11 protein-coding genes are annotated in these 16,011 nt (G+C 52.0%); all 11 read left to right on the top strand.

Going from position 1 to position 16,011, the window contains the following annotated elements; translation table 11 throughout:
* Window positions 1–201 precede the first annotated feature (201 nt).
* The 11 genes from BM040_RS19725 (at window position 202) to BM040_RS19675 (ending at window position 15,915) form a co-directional block, all read left to right on the top strand.
* Window positions 202–1,845 (top strand): glycerol-3-phosphate dehydrogenase/oxidase, encoded by a 1,644-nt coding sequence (locus tag BM040_RS19725; RefSeq protein ID WP_245756308.1) that lies wholly within the window; start codon window positions 202–204, stop codon window positions 1,843–1,845.
* 16 nt (window positions 1,846–1,861) lie between these two features.
* Window positions 1,862–3,346 carry a glycerol kinase GlpK gene (glpK, locus tag BM040_RS19720; RefSeq protein WP_092105194.1) on the top strand — a complete coding sequence of 495 codons (1,485 nt, stop codon included), beginning with the start codon at window positions 1,862–1,864 and terminating at the stop codon, window positions 3,344–3,346.
* Between the two features lie 37 nt (window positions 3,347–3,383).
* Window positions 3,384–4,115: an MIP/aquaporin family protein gene (locus tag BM040_RS19715; protein WP_092105192.1), complete on the top strand. Its 732-nt coding sequence runs from the start codon at window positions 3,384–3,386 to the stop codon at window positions 4,113–4,115.
* 215 nt (window positions 4,116–4,330) lie between these two features.
* A complete protein-coding gene (gene glpT / locus BM040_RS19710; protein WP_092105190.1) occupies window positions 4,331–5,659 on the top strand; it encodes a glycerol-3-phosphate transporter in 1,329 nt (442 codons plus the stop codon).
* Between the two features lie 37 nt (window positions 5,660–5,696).
* Window positions 5,697–8,951: a SusC/RagA family TonB-linked outer membrane protein gene (locus BM040_RS19705; protein WP_175491134.1), complete on the top strand. Its 3,255-nt coding sequence runs from the start codon at window positions 5,697–5,699 to the stop codon at window positions 8,949–8,951.
* Window positions 8,952–8,999: 48 nt separating this feature from the next.
* Window positions 9,000–10,445, top strand: a complete 1,446-nt coding sequence (locus BM040_RS19700; RefSeq protein WP_092105188.1) for a SusD/RagB family nutrient-binding outer membrane lipoprotein — start codon at window positions 9,000–9,002, stop codon at window positions 10,443–10,445.
* A 103-nt stretch (window positions 10,446–10,548) separates the two neighbouring features.
* Entirely contained in the window at window positions 10,549–11,748 is a 1,200-nt protein-coding gene (locus tag BM040_RS19695; RefSeq protein WP_175491133.1) for a phospholipase D-like domain-containing protein, read from the top strand.
* A 14-nt stretch (window positions 11,749–11,762) separates the two neighbouring features.
* Window positions 11,763–13,178, top strand: coding sequence for a calcineurin-like phosphoesterase C-terminal domain-containing protein (locus BM040_RS19690; protein WP_217646800.1), 1,416 nt, complete (start codon window positions 11,763–11,765; stop codon window positions 13,176–13,178).
* Between the two features lie 41 nt (window positions 13,179–13,219).
* Complete coding sequence (locus BM040_RS19685) at window positions 13,220–14,170, top strand: glycerophosphodiester phosphodiesterase (RefSeq protein WP_092105182.1); 951 nt, start codon at window positions 13,220–13,222, stop codon at window positions 14,168–14,170.
* A 50-nt stretch (window positions 14,171–14,220) separates the two neighbouring features.
* Window positions 14,221–14,922, top strand: a complete 702-nt coding sequence (locus tag BM040_RS19680; protein WP_092105180.1) for a GDSL-type esterase/lipase family protein — start codon at window positions 14,221–14,223, stop codon at window positions 14,920–14,922.
* A gap of 69 nt (window positions 14,923–14,991) precedes the next feature.
* The gene (locus BM040_RS19675) at window positions 14,992–15,915 is read left to right on the top strand and encodes a glycerophosphodiester phosphodiesterase family protein (protein WP_175491132.1); all 924 of its coding nucleotides are present in this window, start codon (window positions 14,992–14,994) and stop codon (window positions 15,913–15,915) included.
* The last annotated feature ends 96 nt before the right edge of the window (window positions 15,916–16,011 follow it).

The raw sequence follows: 16,011 nt of genomic DNA, 5'->3' as shown, positions 1-16,011 counted from the left end.
CTTTTAAGGCAGTTTCCTCTTATTAAGTATAGTTTTAGGGATTTAAGCATACTTTGTGTTGCAGTATCATCCGATTAAACTGTCCTCCAAAGCATAAATTTAACTAAAAACGATAAAAAAGTGTCCTTGTATTTGATTATTAAATAGTTTCTTTTACTTTTAAATCGAAATAAATAGTAAATAAATAAAACACGCATTTAGGTGCTAGGAAACGAAAAGAAATATTCTGAATCTCTGTTCAACAGGGCCACACTCGCGAAGCAGCTGGAGCAGACGGATTTGGAATGGGATGTGATTGTAATTGGAGGTGGTGCTACCGGGCTGGGAGTTGGTATTGATGCGGCATCCAGGGGTTACCGGACCCTGCTTCTGGAGCAGGCTGATTTTGCCAAAGGTACTTCGAGCAGGAGTACAAAGCTGGTGCACGGTGGTGTGCGCTACCTTGCGCAGGGGGATATTAGCTTGGTTTACGAAGCCTTGTATGAGCGGGGCCTGCTGTTGCAGAATGCCCCGCATTTAGTGCATGTGCAGCCTTTCGTGATACCGAGCTACAGCCTGTGGGATAAAATGTTCTATGGCATTGGCCTGAAAGTATACGACTGGATGGCGGGCCGCTACAGGTTTCAGAAGACCTCTCTTGTTGGCAAAGACACGGTTATAAACTTGCTGCCGAATGTGCGGCGGGATGGCCTAAAAGGAGGCATCGTGTACTACGATGGCCAGTTTGACGATGCCCGGCTTGCGGTAAACATGGCCCAGACCTGCGTGGAGCAGGGTGGGGTGGTGTTAAATTACATGCGGGTAGAGGGGCTGGTGAAAGATCAGCAAGGGAAAGTTGTGGGGGTAGAAGCCTGTGATTTGGAGAGCGGCCGCAAGTATAAACTGAAAGCAAAGGTGGTGGTCAATGCCACGGGCGTGTTTGTGAACGATATCCTGCAGATGGATGTGCCCAAGCAGCATCCGCTGGTGCGTCCAAGCCAGGGCGTGCATGTGGTAGTCGACCGCTCCTTTTTGAAAAGGGACAATGCGCTCATGCTACCCAAGACGCCGGATGGAAGGGTACTATTTGCGGTGCCGTGGCATGGGCACGTGCTGCTGGGAACGACGGACACGCCGCTTAACGAGAATAGCCTTGAGCCAACAGCCCTGGAAACGGAGATCGACTTCATTTTACATACTGCCGGACAGTACCTGGAACGCAAGCCAACGCGCCAGGATGTGCTGAGTGTGTTTGCCGGTCTGCGTCCGCTGGCCGCACCCACAAAGGATGCCGGAAGCACCAAAGAGATATCCCGCAGCCATAAACTCATCGTTGCCGCATCAGGCCTGATTACCATAACAGGCGGTAAATGGACAACTTACCGGAAGATGGCGGAGGACACTATTGACAAGGCAATTGCTGTCGGGAAGCTGGTATCAAGACCATGTAATACAACAAACTTACGAATACATGGTGCGGTAAGTGAAAAAAGTAATATATTGAAACCACTTTTATATTATGGGACAGATGCAGCGGGAGTTGAAGCACTTGTAGCGCAGCATCCGGCATTAGGAAACAAATTGCACAGGTCTTTTTCGCACATAGGTGCTGAGGTTGTGTGGGCGGTGCGACATGAGATGGCCAGAACAGTGGAAGATGTCTTGGCAAGAAGGCTAAGGGTACTGTTCCTCAATGCAAAAGCTGCTATTGAAATGGCACCTCAGGTGGCTGCCCTGATGGCAGGCGAAATGGGGAAAGACGAGGAGTGGCAGCAAGAACAAGTCAGAGATTTTATAAAGTTAGCAAACAGGTATTTGCTGGAGCCATACAACAGCGCAGCTCCAGCAGCAGTGAATCATATCTAACCTTACATAGGCGCCTATGCAGAAATTTATACTTGCTTTCGACCAGGGAACCACCAGCTCCAGGGCTATTATATTTGACCAGAAAGGTGCTCCTGTATCGGTTGCTCAGAAGGAGTTTACGCAACATTACCCGCAGCCGGGTTGGGTGGAGCATGATCCTAATGAAATCTGGTCTACACAGGTAGGTGTGGCTGCCGAGGCCATTCTGAAAGCCGGTCTGCAGGCAAAGGATATCCAGGCCATCGGCATTACGAACCAGCGGGAAACCACCGTGCTGTGGGACCGGCAAACCGGCGAGGTAGTATACAACGCTATCGTGTGGCAGGACCGCCGCACCTCTGAGTTCTGCGACCAGCTGAAGGAGCAGGGACTGGAGGAATACATCAGAGAGAGAACCGGGTTGGTGATTGATGCCTATTTCTCGGCTACCAAAATCAGGTGGGTTCTGGAGCATGTGCCGGGCGCTCGCGAGAAAGCAGAAGCCGGTCGCCTGATGTTCGGCACCATCGATACCTGGCTTATCTGGAAAATGACGGGCGGTAAAGAGCACGTCACCGATGTAACGAACGCCTCCCGCACCTTACTGTATAATATCCATACGCTAGCTTGGGACGAAGAACTGCTTCAGATTTTCAATATCCCTTCCAGTATACTTCCGGAGGTCAAAAGCTCCAGCGAAGTAGTGGGCCACACGGCCACCTCTCTTTTTGCTACCCCTATTCCGATTGCCGGAATTGCCGGGGATCAGCAGGCCGCCTTGTTCGGGCAGATGTGCACCAAGCCGGGTATGGTGAAGAATACCTACGGCACCGGCTGCTTTATGCTGATGAACATCGGCGACGCACCCATCATTTCCAAACACAGACTTGTCACCACCATCGCCTGGAAAATTAACGACCAGGTGCACTATGCGCTGGAAGGCAGTATTTTCATAGCCGGTGCGGTAGTGCAGTGGCTGCGCGACGGGCTAGGCATCATCTCGTCTTCTGCGGAAGTAGAGCAACTTGCCAGAAAAGTGGCCGGAAGCGACGGAGTATACTTAGTGCCCGCTTTTGTGGGAATGGGAGCCCCGCACTGGGAGCAGCACACCCGTGGCACCATGGTGGGCATGACACGCGGCACCACTTCGGCGCACATTGCCCGGGCTGCCCTGGAAAGTATAGCTTATCAAACTTACGAAGTACTGAAAGCCATGGAAGCCGACGCCGGCATAACCATAAAAGAGCTGCGAGCAGATGGCGGCGCCACAGCCAACGATCTGCTCATGCAATTCCAGGCCAATATCCTGGGTGCCCATGTTGTTAAGCCGAAAGTAACGGAAGTGACCGCTATTGGGGCGGCTTACCTGGCAGGCCTTGCCACGGGTTACTGGAACAGCATTGATGAAATTCAGCAGCAGTGGAACATTGATAAAAGCTTTGAGCCGGATAGCAGCTTAGCGGTGGATGCCCTCCTGAAAGGATGGCACCAGGCGGTAAAGGCGGCCAAAACCTGGGTATAATTTAACAAATCAGCAACCAAAGCAACAGGAAAAACCGATGACAGCATTTATGGCCGAGTTTATTGGCACCATGCTTCTGATACTACTAGGTAACGGTGTGGTGGCTAACGTGGTCCTGAAGGGGACCAAAGGCAGTGAGAGCGGCTGGATTGTAATCACTACCGGCTGGGCGCTTTCGGTGTTTGCAGGCGTGGTGATAGCCGCACCTTACAGTGGCGCGCACCTGAACCCAGCCGTTACCCTGGCCCTGGCCCTGGCGGGCAAGTTCAGCTGGCAGGAGGTAGGGGCTTATGTGCTGGCACAGATGCTTGGGGCCATGCTGGGGGCACTGCTGGTATGGCTGCTATACAAACCGCACTTCGATGCCACAGAGAATGCCTCCTCGAAGCTGGCTGTATTCTGTACGGGTCCCGCCATCCGGCACCGGTTCTCCAATATCTTCAGCGAGGCGCTGGGCACCTTTGTGCTCATCTTCGTGATTTTCTACTTCACCAACCCGGAACTGGGCGATGACAAAACACCAATCGGAATGGGATCGCTGGGAGCAATTCCGGTGGCTTTCCTGGTGTGGGCAATTGGCTTATCGCTGGGTGGCACCACGGGCTATGCCATCAATCCCGCCCGCGACCTGGGGCCAAGACTGGTGCATACGCTGGTGCCCATCAAGGACAAGTGCCACAGCGACTGGAGCTACGCCTGGGTACCAGTGGCCGGTCCTTTGCTGGGGGCAAGTATAGCTGCGGTTCTTTACCTATTCTTGAATAGCTGATACTTTAAAGTGTCAGCTACTGGGCTTTCTTCACAAGTTAAGTGAGGATAAATGCCGGGGCAGAAGTATAAGTTGGCCTCCTATTGAAGGTAAGTATAGTGCCTCTATTAGGGAGTAACTGTGTTTAACAAGGCAAGTGATTAATCAATTTTATAGAATTAACTCCAAAGTATAAAGTATAATTTTTACCACTTATTACAAGTATAACCGCGTACATGAACCTTATCTCACCCGCCAAACACGCCGACCGCCTGCCGCTTGAGCGCATCGACCCCGAGTACAAGCGCCTGCGCTTTCAGGTTTTCTTAGGCATTTTCCTCGGCTACGCCGGCTACTACCTTGTTCGTAAGAACTTCTCGCTTGCCATGCCAGATCTGATAGCACAAGGCTACTCCAAGGCTGATCTAGGGATAGCCCTATCGGGTGTATCTGTTGCTTATGGCCTGAGTAAATTTTTGATGGGAAATGTCTCGGACAGAAGCAATGCCCGTGTGTTTTTGAGTGTGGGACTCCTGCTTTCGGCACTCACCATGTTTGTAATGGGTACGGTGCCCCTTGCCACCAGCTCTATCACCATCATGTTTGTGCTGCTGTTCCTGAATGGCTGGTTCCAGGGTATGGGCTGGCCTGCCTGCGGAAGGGTAATGGTGCACTGGTTCTCCACCAAGGAGCGGGGCACGAAGATGTCGATTTGGAATATTGCGCACAATGTGGGTGGCGGTCTTGTAGGGCCGCTGGCGATTGCGGCAGTAGCCATATTCGGAACCTGGGAAAGCAAGTTATACTTCCCGGCCATCATCGCCCTGCTTTCGGCTATGGTTGCCTATATGCTCGTGCGCGATACGCCTCAGTCGTGCGGACTGCCTACCATAGAGGAGTATAAAAACGACTACCCCAGCAATTATACTTCCGATCACGAGAAAGAGCTAACCGCCAGGGAAATCTTCTTCAAGTATGTGTTCACCAGCCGGGTGCTCTGGTACATTGCCTTTGCCAACGCCTTTGTATACCTGGTGCGCTACGGCATTCTGGACTGGGCTCCAACCTACCTCGAGGAAGCCAAAGGGTTCTCGGTGAAGGAAACGGGCTGGGCATACTTTGCTTACGAGTATGCCGGTATACCGGGCACACTGCTCTGTGGCTGGATCAGCGACAAGGTGTTTCGCGGCCGACGGGCCCCGGCTACTATCATCTACATGGTGCTGGTACTGGTTGCGGTGCTTATCTACTGGAAAAACCCTGCGGGTAACATCTGGGTCGATAATGCTGCTTTGATAGCCATTGGCTTCCTGATTTATGGCCCGGTGATGCTTATCGGGGTGCAGGCACTGGACCTGGTGCCCAAAAAAGCTGCCGGAACCGCCGCTGGCTTAACCGGACTCTTTGGGTATATGGGAGGCGCCTTGTTTGCTAACGTCGCCATGGGCTTTGTAGTGGACGGCCTGGGCTGGGATGGAGGCTTTATGGTTTTAGTGGCTGCCTGCGTCCTGTCCATCTTCTTCACTGCCCTTACCTGGAAAAAGGAAATCAACTTAACAACCTAAATAACATCAACTAACCTAATCACTAAGCTCAAGTCAGATGAGAAAACATTTACCACTCTCCCCAAAGGGCCGGCACCATTTGGGCAGGGCAGCTATGCTCTCCCTGTGCCTCTTTGCTGCAGGCCCCTCCCTTACAGCTGCCCCGGTAGGGCCATCGCTGACGGAGTATCTCCCCCAAGGCGAAAGAATTTCTGTCCAGGGAACTGTCATGGATGATACCGATGGCATTCCTTTACCAGGCGTTTCTATTGCTGCCAATGGCACCCCTGTCGGGGTAACCAACATGGATGGTAAGTTTCAGGTAAATGTAGAAAAGGGCGCTGTGCTGTCCTTTACCTATATCGGTTATAAGCAGGGAAGCGTAACTGTCAACCAGGCGAGCGATAACCTTACCGTTAGGATGCAGACAGACAACCAGCAACTCTCTGAGGTGGTGGTGACGGCACTGGGTATCAAACGGGAAGAAAAGGCCCTGGGCTATGCTACCCAAACAGTAAGTGGAGAGAGCGTTACGTCTGCCCGTTCCAACAACTTTGCGAGCGCCCTATCGGGTAAAGTGGCGGGTTTGAACTTGGTTTCTCCAGGCTCCGGTCCCGTAAACTCCACACGCATCTCCCTAAGAGGGGATAACTCCCTCAATGCCAATGGCAACAACGCGCTTATCGTGCTGGACGGCGTGCCGATGAGCAGCGAGATGACCAGCTCCGGTGTGGACAACGCTTACGGGGCGGGCTCGGGCAACGACATCCCGGTGGACTTTGGTAACGGCATCGCCGACATCAACCCTGACGACATTGAAAGTATAACTGTGCTGAAGGGAGCAAGTGCGGCAGCACTTTATGGTAGCCGCGCCGCTAACGGTGCCCTCATCATCACCACCAAGTCCGGCAGCCGTCGCCAGAAGGGATTAGGCGTAACGGTGAACACCAACGTCAGTTTTAACGATGTGCTCCGGTGGCCGGATTACCAATATGAGTATGGCCAGGGAACTGGCAAGTCCTTTAACAAAGAAGGTGTACCCTACTACTCCTACGGTGCCTCCGAGGATGGGGCTAACACAGGAAGTACCAGCAGCGCCTACGGCCCTAAGTTCGATGGGCAGTACTACTACCAGTACGACCCTACACTGGAGGGGCAGTCGGCCGAGCGCCAGTTGTGGAGACCTTACAAGGACAACATCAAAGGTTTCTTCAAGACCGGGTATACCGTTACCAATAACGTGTCTGTAGAAGGCGGCAATGAGAAAGGTTCAGCGCGCGCCTCTATCACACACTCCAAGAACGAGTGGATTATGCCCAACACCGGCTTTGAGCGCATGTCGGCGGCCCTGAGCCTGAACTATAAGGCGACAGACAAGCTTAGCCTTAACTCGAAGATTAACTTCACGCACAAGAAAAGCGACAACCTGCCGGGCACCGGCTACAGCAACCAGTCCATCGCCTACTTCATGATTTTCCAGAACCCGAACGTTGACCTAGCCTGGTACGAGCCGAGATGGAAAAGCGGCAAAGAGCAGATAGAGCAGATTCACCCTTTCAGCTCCTTTATCGACAACCCTTACGTGATTGCCTATGAGATGACCAACGCCCTGAACAACTACTCTACTGTGGGTAACCTCTCGGCCACGTATGAAATCTCTCCTAAGTTTGATCTGATGGTTCGCTCCGGGGTTGATTTGAGCAGCGAAGATCGCGAGCAGCAACGCCCGTTCAACACGGCCAACTTCCCCTTCGGCTACTACAAGGAGCAAAGCATCTTCGACTATGAGATTAACTCTGACGCCTTGATTACCTATAAGGAGAAGATCGGAAGCGATATTGATGTGCGCACCTCTATTGGTGGCAACATTATGAAGCGCAAGTATAGGCTGACGAATGGCGTTGTGGACGGCCTGGTGATTCCGGGAGTATACAAGCTCTCCAACGGTATCGGCAACCCGATGATGACGACCGGGCACAGAGATAAGCAAGTAAACAGCGTTTATGGTTTGGCTTCCTTCTCTTACCAGGACAAGGTGTTCGTGGACGTGACAGGCCGTAACGACTGGTCTTCCACGCTGCCGGTGCAGAATAACTCCTTCTTCTATCCTTCTATCAGCTCCAGCTTTATCCTGAGCGATATCTTCATGTTGCCGCGCCAGGTTTCCTATGCCAAGTTAAGGGTGTCGGCAGCGCAGGTGGGTAACGACACAGACCCATACAAGACCAGAAAGTACTACGGACAAAGCGACTTCCCTGGGGCCGGCTCAGTACCGACGACACTGCACAACGTGGACTTTAAGCCGGAGATCACCACCAGCTACGAGGCTGGCCTGGAGTATAGCCTGTTCCAGGGCCGCATCGGCATGGACCTAACCCTGTACAGAAGCTTTACCAAGAACCAGATCCTTGAAATCCCGCTTGACAGAACCACGGGTTACAGCAGGGCGGTAATGAACGCTGGAAAAGTAAAAAACCAGGGTATAGAGCTCATGGTGAATGGTACGCCAATCGATAACGGCAACTTTAAGTGGAAGACCACTCTCACCTGGTCCAAGAATGATAATGAGATTTTGGAACTGGCAGAGGAACTTGGTGTAGAGGAGCAGGTAATTGCCACGGGTGGCCAGGCAAGTGTTATCGCCAAAGTGGGCGGCTCTACGGGTGACATCTACGGCTTCGGCTTTGTGAGAAGCCCCGAAGGAAAGATAGTATATGACAACGCTGGTCTACCTGCTTATCCGGACGAGACGCAGTACATTGGCAACGCCTATGCTGATTGGAAAGGCGGCTTCCTTAACGAGGTATCATACAAAAATTTCCGCTTCAGTGTACTTGTAGACGGACAGTACGGAGGCATCATTTACTCCCAGACGCACCATAAAATGGCCGAACAGGGCAAGCTGAAGAGCACGCTGATGGGCCGTGAGGAAGGCTTTATCATTGGCGATGGCGTGGTGGACAACGGTGACGGCACTTTCTCGCCAAACACAAAGCAGGTAAACCCGGCAGACTACTACACGCGCTACTACCGCCGTGCCAACGTGGAGTCCAACTCCTTTGATGCCTCCTACCTGAAGCTGCGCGAAGTGCGCCTGGAATATAACCTGCCTGGGTCGCTGCTTTCCCGCACCAAGTTCTTGCAAGGGGCGAGCCTGGCACTTTTCGGCCGCGACCTGGCTATGATAACCAAGTTCCCAATCTTTGACCCGGAGACTGCCGCATTGAATGGTGGCACCATTATGCCGGGTGTGGAAATGGGGCAGCTGCCGTCTACGAGAACCTATGGCGTTAACGTGACACTTAAACTCTAGGCAGGAATTGTATCAGGTATAAACAGTTCGTCTTAAAAAGATAAAATCATGACACTTAATATAAAAAAGGGATTTGTTTTACTCGTGGCACTAAGCTGCCTGAACGTATCCTGTACCGACGATTTTGAGGAGATAAACATTGATCCGAACCGGATTGAGAAAATTAGCCCCGGCACACTGCTCAATCCTACTCTCTATGAAATGGCCAGCTTCAATACCACCAGAAGCAATGACTTCACATTTGAAATCATGCAGGTGGGGCTTCCTTTTCCGAGTGCGTCGGGCGGTGAGCACCGTTATGACATAGGTGAAAACGCGGGGAGTTCCACCTGGAACACCTACTATCGCTGGCTTACCAACATTAAAGAGATGCATGCTGCGGCCGTGGCTGCGGAGGACCCGAACTATGAGGCGATAGCCCTTACGCTGAACGCATGGGTTTACTCGCTGCTGACGGACTCCTTCGGGGATGTTCCCATGGAGGAGGCAGCCCGTGGAGAGGAGGGAATCTTTAACCCGGCTTTTAACTCGCAGCAGGAAGTTTATACTAAAATACTGAGCGATCTGGATTATGCCAGCACCTTGTTCGACAAGTCAAGAACGATGATCTATGGTACGGACATCCTCTATGGCAACGACGTGAGCATGTGGCAGCGCTTCAGCAACTCGCTGCGCCTGCGCCTGCTGCTCCGGGTGTCGAAAAAGTCTGAGATAAACGCTGAGTCAAGAATGGCTGAGATTATCAATAACCCGGATCAGTACCCTGTATTTACCAGCAATGCGCATGCCGCCATACTTGAAATCACGGGTATTCCGCCGCTTATCTCGCCGTGGGGCCGCGCCGTGGACTTCAGAACGGGGCGTGCCGCCGCAGCCTTCTTCATCGATAACATGAACGAGCTTAATGACCCAAGGCGCGAGAAGTTCTTTACACAGGCTACCTCAAAGGATGGCAAGACGCAATTAGGGTTTAAAGGCATTCCGAGCGGGTATGAGGGAAGCGACACACAGTTCGATTATACGCCATCCACGATGAACATAGCCCTGGTAACGGCCCCGATGATCTCTGTTATCATGAGCTATGCGGAAGTAGAGTTTATTAAGGCGGAACTAGCCCAGAAAGGCATCATCGCCTCCGACGCACAGGCACACTACGAGAAAGGCGTGAAGGCTGCCATAGAGCAATGGGGTGCCGTGGTGCCAGCCGATTATTTCGAGAACCCAGCTGCTGCCTATGACGGAACGTTTGAGCGCATCATGCTGCAAAAGTACCTGGCTTTATACTTTACCGATTACCAGCAGTGGTTTGAGTATCGCCGTACGGGCTTGCCTGAGCTGCCCAAAACAGAGGCCATGCTCAACGACAAGCGCGTGCCCGTTCGTTTCCGCTACCCGTCTACGGTGCAGCAAATGAACGCTGAGAACTACAGGAAGGCGGTAGAAGCCATGGGAGGAGATGACATCAACACCAAAGTATGGTGGGAAAGAGAATAGTTAGAATAGTTTAAGGTGATTATTACAGGCAGTGTTGTGTAGCTGCCTGATGTTAAAACCGGTAAGGCTGCCTCTGATAGGCAGCCTTACCAAAACTAGTCCTATGCAGCATCTACGTTTACTCTTTTTTTACGCTTTTATCCTTCTGATTGCTGCCTGCGGTAGCGCTAAAGACGATCCGGAGACTCCGCAGCCGGAGGAGCCTGCAGCGGCAAAACCTGTTACGGCTTCCTTCCCGGAGGTCCTGTTTACGGACCCGGATCAACTAGCGCGTGGGGCTTCTTCCACTCAGATCCTGGATCGGCTGATTGCCCTTATCGATGCCAGCCCAAAGGGGGCCACGGTACATCTTTCTATTTATTTATTTGACTACGCCCAGCTGGTGGAGGCGCTCGACAGGGCAGATGCCCGTGGGGTGAAGCTGCACCTGATGCTGGACCTGAGCAGGGACGAGAGTCAGAAATGCAATCCGTATACTATCAATCAACTGAAAACAAAGCTTTCCGATAATGCAGTGCTTGTGACGGTGGATAGCGATGCCGGAAGCATTGCCATCAATCACAACAAGTTCGTGCTTTTTTCAAAAGTGCTCACCGGGTCCGGTGAAGCCACTAACCTGGTACTACAGACATCCCACAACTTTATACTTTCGGGTTCCAGAAAAGTACAGGATGCCGTGTTCCTGACCCACCAAGGACTGTACGACGCCTATCTTGGCTACTGGCAAGACATGGCGCAAAGGGCACAGCAGGGGATGAAAGCCTATAACTATAAAGAGTACCACGACCCTGCAACCGGTATCTCGGCTTACTTCCTGCCAAAGCGGCGCGGGGGAGCTACTTTCGGAGAGGACTCCATAATCGAATTACTGGAAAAAATCACAGATCCATCCGCCGCAGTTATTCGCATTGGCATGTCTGACTGGACGAGCACCCGCATAAATATTGTGGAAAAGCTGGATGAACTGCTTGAGAAGGGAGCGACTGTAGAACTGGTGGTAAAGAGCAGCATCAGCGAGGATGTCCTGGCGGGCTTGCGAAACCTGGAAGAAAAGGGCGCCTACCTTAAAGTATATAACATGACCGAATCTGGCAAGCTGCAGATGAACATCCACGCCAAGTTTATACTGGTGGAAGGTTCCTGGGAGGGGCAGGCCTCCAATGTTATCATAACGGGCTCCCATAACTTCACCCTGAACGCGCTCCGCAACAACAACGAAACGATTCTGCTGCTGAAAGACCACGCCCTTTACAGCACTTATACTTCCTACTTCGAGAAGCTTAAAACTATCCCCGGCCTGTAAATTTTAACCTCTGCATGATGAAAAGAAGAGACTTTATAAATCACGTTTTACTCGTTTCTGGTGGCCTTTTGGTTAGTACCCGCTCGGTGCTGGGACTTAGTATACCTGCCAAGACAAGTATAAAAGGTACGGTAAAGGCATCGGGAAAAGGCGTGGCAAACGTTGTGGTGTCAGACGGGTTTAGTGTGGTGAAAACAGACAGGAAGGGGCGGTATGAGATTCCTTACCATGAGCAGGCGTCCCTTGTCTTTGTATCTGTTCCCGCAGGGCATGCCATACCGCATGAAAACGGCATCGCCAGGTTCTACCACACCATAGCCGGAAAGCAACGGTATGACTTTGAGCTTACGCCGCTGCAGCAGGACGATAGCAACCATAAATTTATTGTTTGGGCAGACCCGCAGGTAAAAAATGAGGAGGATGTACGGCAGATGCTGACACAATCAGCACCGGATGTGCAGCAGCTGGTGCAGTCTTTCGGACCGGAGGCATTGGTGCACGGCATCACCGTTGGCGACATTGTTTGGGACGAGCACCACTTGTTCGCTAGCTATGACAAGGCCGTTGCCGCTACCGGTGTTCCGTTCTTCCAGGCGCTGGGCAACCACGATATGGACTATAACAAGGGCGGGGATGATGCCTCTGACGACACCTTCCAGAAACTATACGGGCCCACGCACTACTCCTTTAACCGGGGCAAAGTGCATTATGTCGTGCTGGACGATGTGCGCTACCTTGGCAAAGACCGCAACTATGACGGACACCTTTCTGAGCAGCAGCTGGCATGGCTGAAAAAGGATTTAGCGTTCGTGCCGAAGGATCACCTGGTCGTGATTGGCCTGCACATACCGGTGCACAATGGGGTGGCAAACAACCAGGAGCTGTATGATATCCTGGAAGACAGGAAGGTGCATATCATGTCGGGCCACACGCACTACAACCTCAATGTCATAAAAGGCAATGTGTATGAGCACGTGCACGGCACCCTGTGCGGCGCCTGGTGGACCGGACCTGTCTGCGGAGATGGCACACCGAGAGGGTATGGGGTGTATGAAGTGAAGGGCACCGAACTAAGCTGGTACTATAAATCGACGGGCCATCCGAAGGAGCACCAGCTGAGCGTGTACATCGATGACAGCCAGGACGAGAAGCGCCTGATAGCCAATGTATGGAATTGGGACCCGGAATGGAAAGTAGAGTGGTGGACTGATGGAACGTACGCCGGTACCTTGAAGAATGCGCCGGGCTTTGACCCGCTGGCCTATTCGCTTTATCTTGGGAAGGAGCTTCCTAAAAAAAGAGGGTTTGCCGAGCCAAAAGAGACAGAGCATATTTTCGCTACGGCTGTATCACCAGAAATTAAAAGTATAAAAGTAGTTGCCACCGACCGCTTTGGGAACAAGTATGAAAGCACGGCAAGCGTGGCTTAAACTTCCTGAGCACCATTTGTAAAGTATACTTAGCTTTAGTCATGAATAAAAAATTACGCAACCTCGCCCTATTATCCCTTATCTGCGCTTCCGCCTGTAAAAGCCCGGAGCAAACAGCTCAGGAACAACCCCAGCAGCAGCAGCAGCAGCAGCAGCAGCTCAGCCAGGAACTGCCAAAGTTTGACACCGAAGGCCACCGCGGCGCCCGCGGCCTGGCGCCGGAGAACACCATCCCTGCCATGCGAAAGGCCATTGACCTGGGCATGACAACCATCGAGATGGATGCGCATATCACCAAGGACCATAAGGTGGTGATCACCCACGACCCGCACATCAACCCCCTGTATGCGCAAACGCCGGAAGGGAAGGACCTGACAAGCGAGGAGAAAAACAAGTATGCCATCTACCAGATGGACTATGCGCAGGTGCGCCAGTTTAAGATGGGAACCAAGTTCTTCGACCAATTCCCGCAACAGGAACTCACCGAGACCTATATTCCCTTGCTGTCTGAGTTGATTGACTCCGTGCAGTTATATCTGGACAAGAAGAACCTGCCACAGGTATTTTATAACATCGAGACCAAGTCCAAAGAAAAGGGCGATAACCAGTTGCACCCGGAGCCGGCTACTTTTGTGAAGCTGCTGATGGAAGTGGTGGATAGTAAAGGCATCACGCCGTGGGTGATCATCCAGTCTTTCGACTTCCGTACGTTGCAGGAACTGCACAAGAGCCACCCGCATGTAAAAACCTCGCTGCTGACAAACAACAAGAAGACCTTTGAGGAAAACCTTGCCGATCTGGGCTTTACGCCTACCATTTACAGCCCGCACCACACGCTCGTAACTGCTGAGCTGGTGAAGGCTTGTCACGACCGCAATATCAAGGTTGTACCCTGGACAGCAAACACGGCTGAGGATATAGCCAGACTGAAGGAGCTGGGAGTAGACGGCATCATCACCGATTACCCGAACCTGTTGGCAGAGCAGCTATAACAGGAATATCCCAAAGTATAAATCCTAAAAGATAACAGCGTACGAGAAGTATGAAGTATATCGCGAAACTCGTGGGCGGCTGCCTGATGTTTGCCTGCGTGCCGATGCTTTCGAACAAGGCGGTGGCGCAGGAACTGGCCGCCTGGGACAGCACCTACCGGCCGGCAACCTATCAGGTGCAGGTAGACCAGTTCAAAGCCTACCTGAACTCTAAAAAAGACATCGTATTTCTGGGCAATAGCCTGACAGCGCACCCAAACTGGAACGAATTGCTCGAATCCAAGCGCGTTCGAAACAGGGGTATCTCAGGCGATATCACCTTTGGGGTGCTGGAGCGCCTGGACGAGGTGACTGAAGGGAAGCCCGCCAAAATCTTTCTGCTGATTGGCATTAACGATGTGTCCAGGAACATTCCGGACAGCCTGATCCTGAACAATTACAGAAAGATCGTCCGCAGGATAAAAGCCGAGTCGCCCACAACCAAGCTTTACCTCCAGACCCTGCTGCCCACCAACAACAAGTTCACTAAGTTTCCGAGGCACTATAACCGTGAGGAGCATGTGTTCTGGCTGAATAACGAGCTGAAGAAGCTGGCCGCCGAAGAGCGGGTGACGCTCATTGACCTCTACCCGGAGTTTGTGGATGGCGAGGGGCGTCTGGTGGAAGCCTACACGCACGATGGCCTGCACCTAACGCATGAAGGGTACAAGAAGTGGGCGGAAGTTCTGAAGAATGGCGGCTACCTGAAATAAGTTGAAGTATAATTTATACTTTTGGCTCGTATCCGCGAAAGAGATTTCTAACAGCTTAGCTAAATGAATATGCTATTAAGACTCCAACCAAAGTTATACTTTATGCTGGTGCTGTTCCTGCTATGGGGCTGCAGCGGTTCTCCGGTTGTGGAGACGGAACAGACAAGTATGCCGGAGTTCTTTAAAGTAGGGCACCGGGGCACAAGAGGGTATATGCCTGAAAACACGATCCCCTCCATGAAAAAGGCCATAGACGACGGGGCCAATGTGTTGGAGGTCGACATACAGATCAGCAGCGACAAGCAGGTGGTCGTGGCGCATGATCCTCACATCAACCCCCAGATAACGCTTACCCCCGAAGGCGAGGAACTGACACCGGAGCGGGCAAGGCAACTGTTGCTTTACCAGATGCCTTATGCCGAGATCCGCAAGTATGACGTTGGCACCAGGTACCATAATGGCTTTCCGGAGCAGCAGAAAATGCAAGCGTACATGCCGCTTTTGGGAGAGTTAATAGATTCGGTAGAGCAGTATACTTCCGCCAAAGGGTTACCGCCAGTCATCTATAACATAGAGATAAAAGCGAACCCCGATCAGGATGGGGTGTATCAGCCAAAGCCGGAAGAATACGTGGCGCTTGTAATGGATGTGGTGCGAAAGCAAAACATCACCGGGCGTTTTTACATCCAGTCGTTCGACAGGAGGCAGATACAACAGGTGCACCAGCGTTATCCTGAGGTAACTACGGCCCTTTTGGTTGGTGACGCCAACATGAGCTTCGAGGAGCACCTGGAGAAGCTAGGCTATAAGCCCCAGATCTACAGCCCCCACTTTAGCCTGGTTACCCCCGACTTAGCCGCAAAATGCAAAGAGCAAAGTATAAAGCTGGTGCCGTGGACGGTAAATACGCTGGAAGATATGAAGAAGTTGAAAGCGATGGGAGTGGATGGTATTATTACAGATTACCCCAATCTTCTAACTCAGCTGGATTAGTGACAGTGTCCAGAAAAGTGTGTAAGTGAGTTCGGGCTGGTGTTTTAGAATCTACATCTTTCCGGGTATAAAGTTACAAACTGGTTCATAATCAGG

Origin of the sequence: Pontibacter chinhatensis (assembly GCF_900113285.1) — a bacterium.
GTDB classification, from domain to species: domain Bacteria; phylum Bacteroidota; class Bacteroidia; order Cytophagales; family Hymenobacteraceae; genus Pontibacter; species Pontibacter chinhatensis.
Note: the sequence above shows the minus strand (reverse complement) of the source record. Positions and strands in the feature narration are given on the sequence as shown.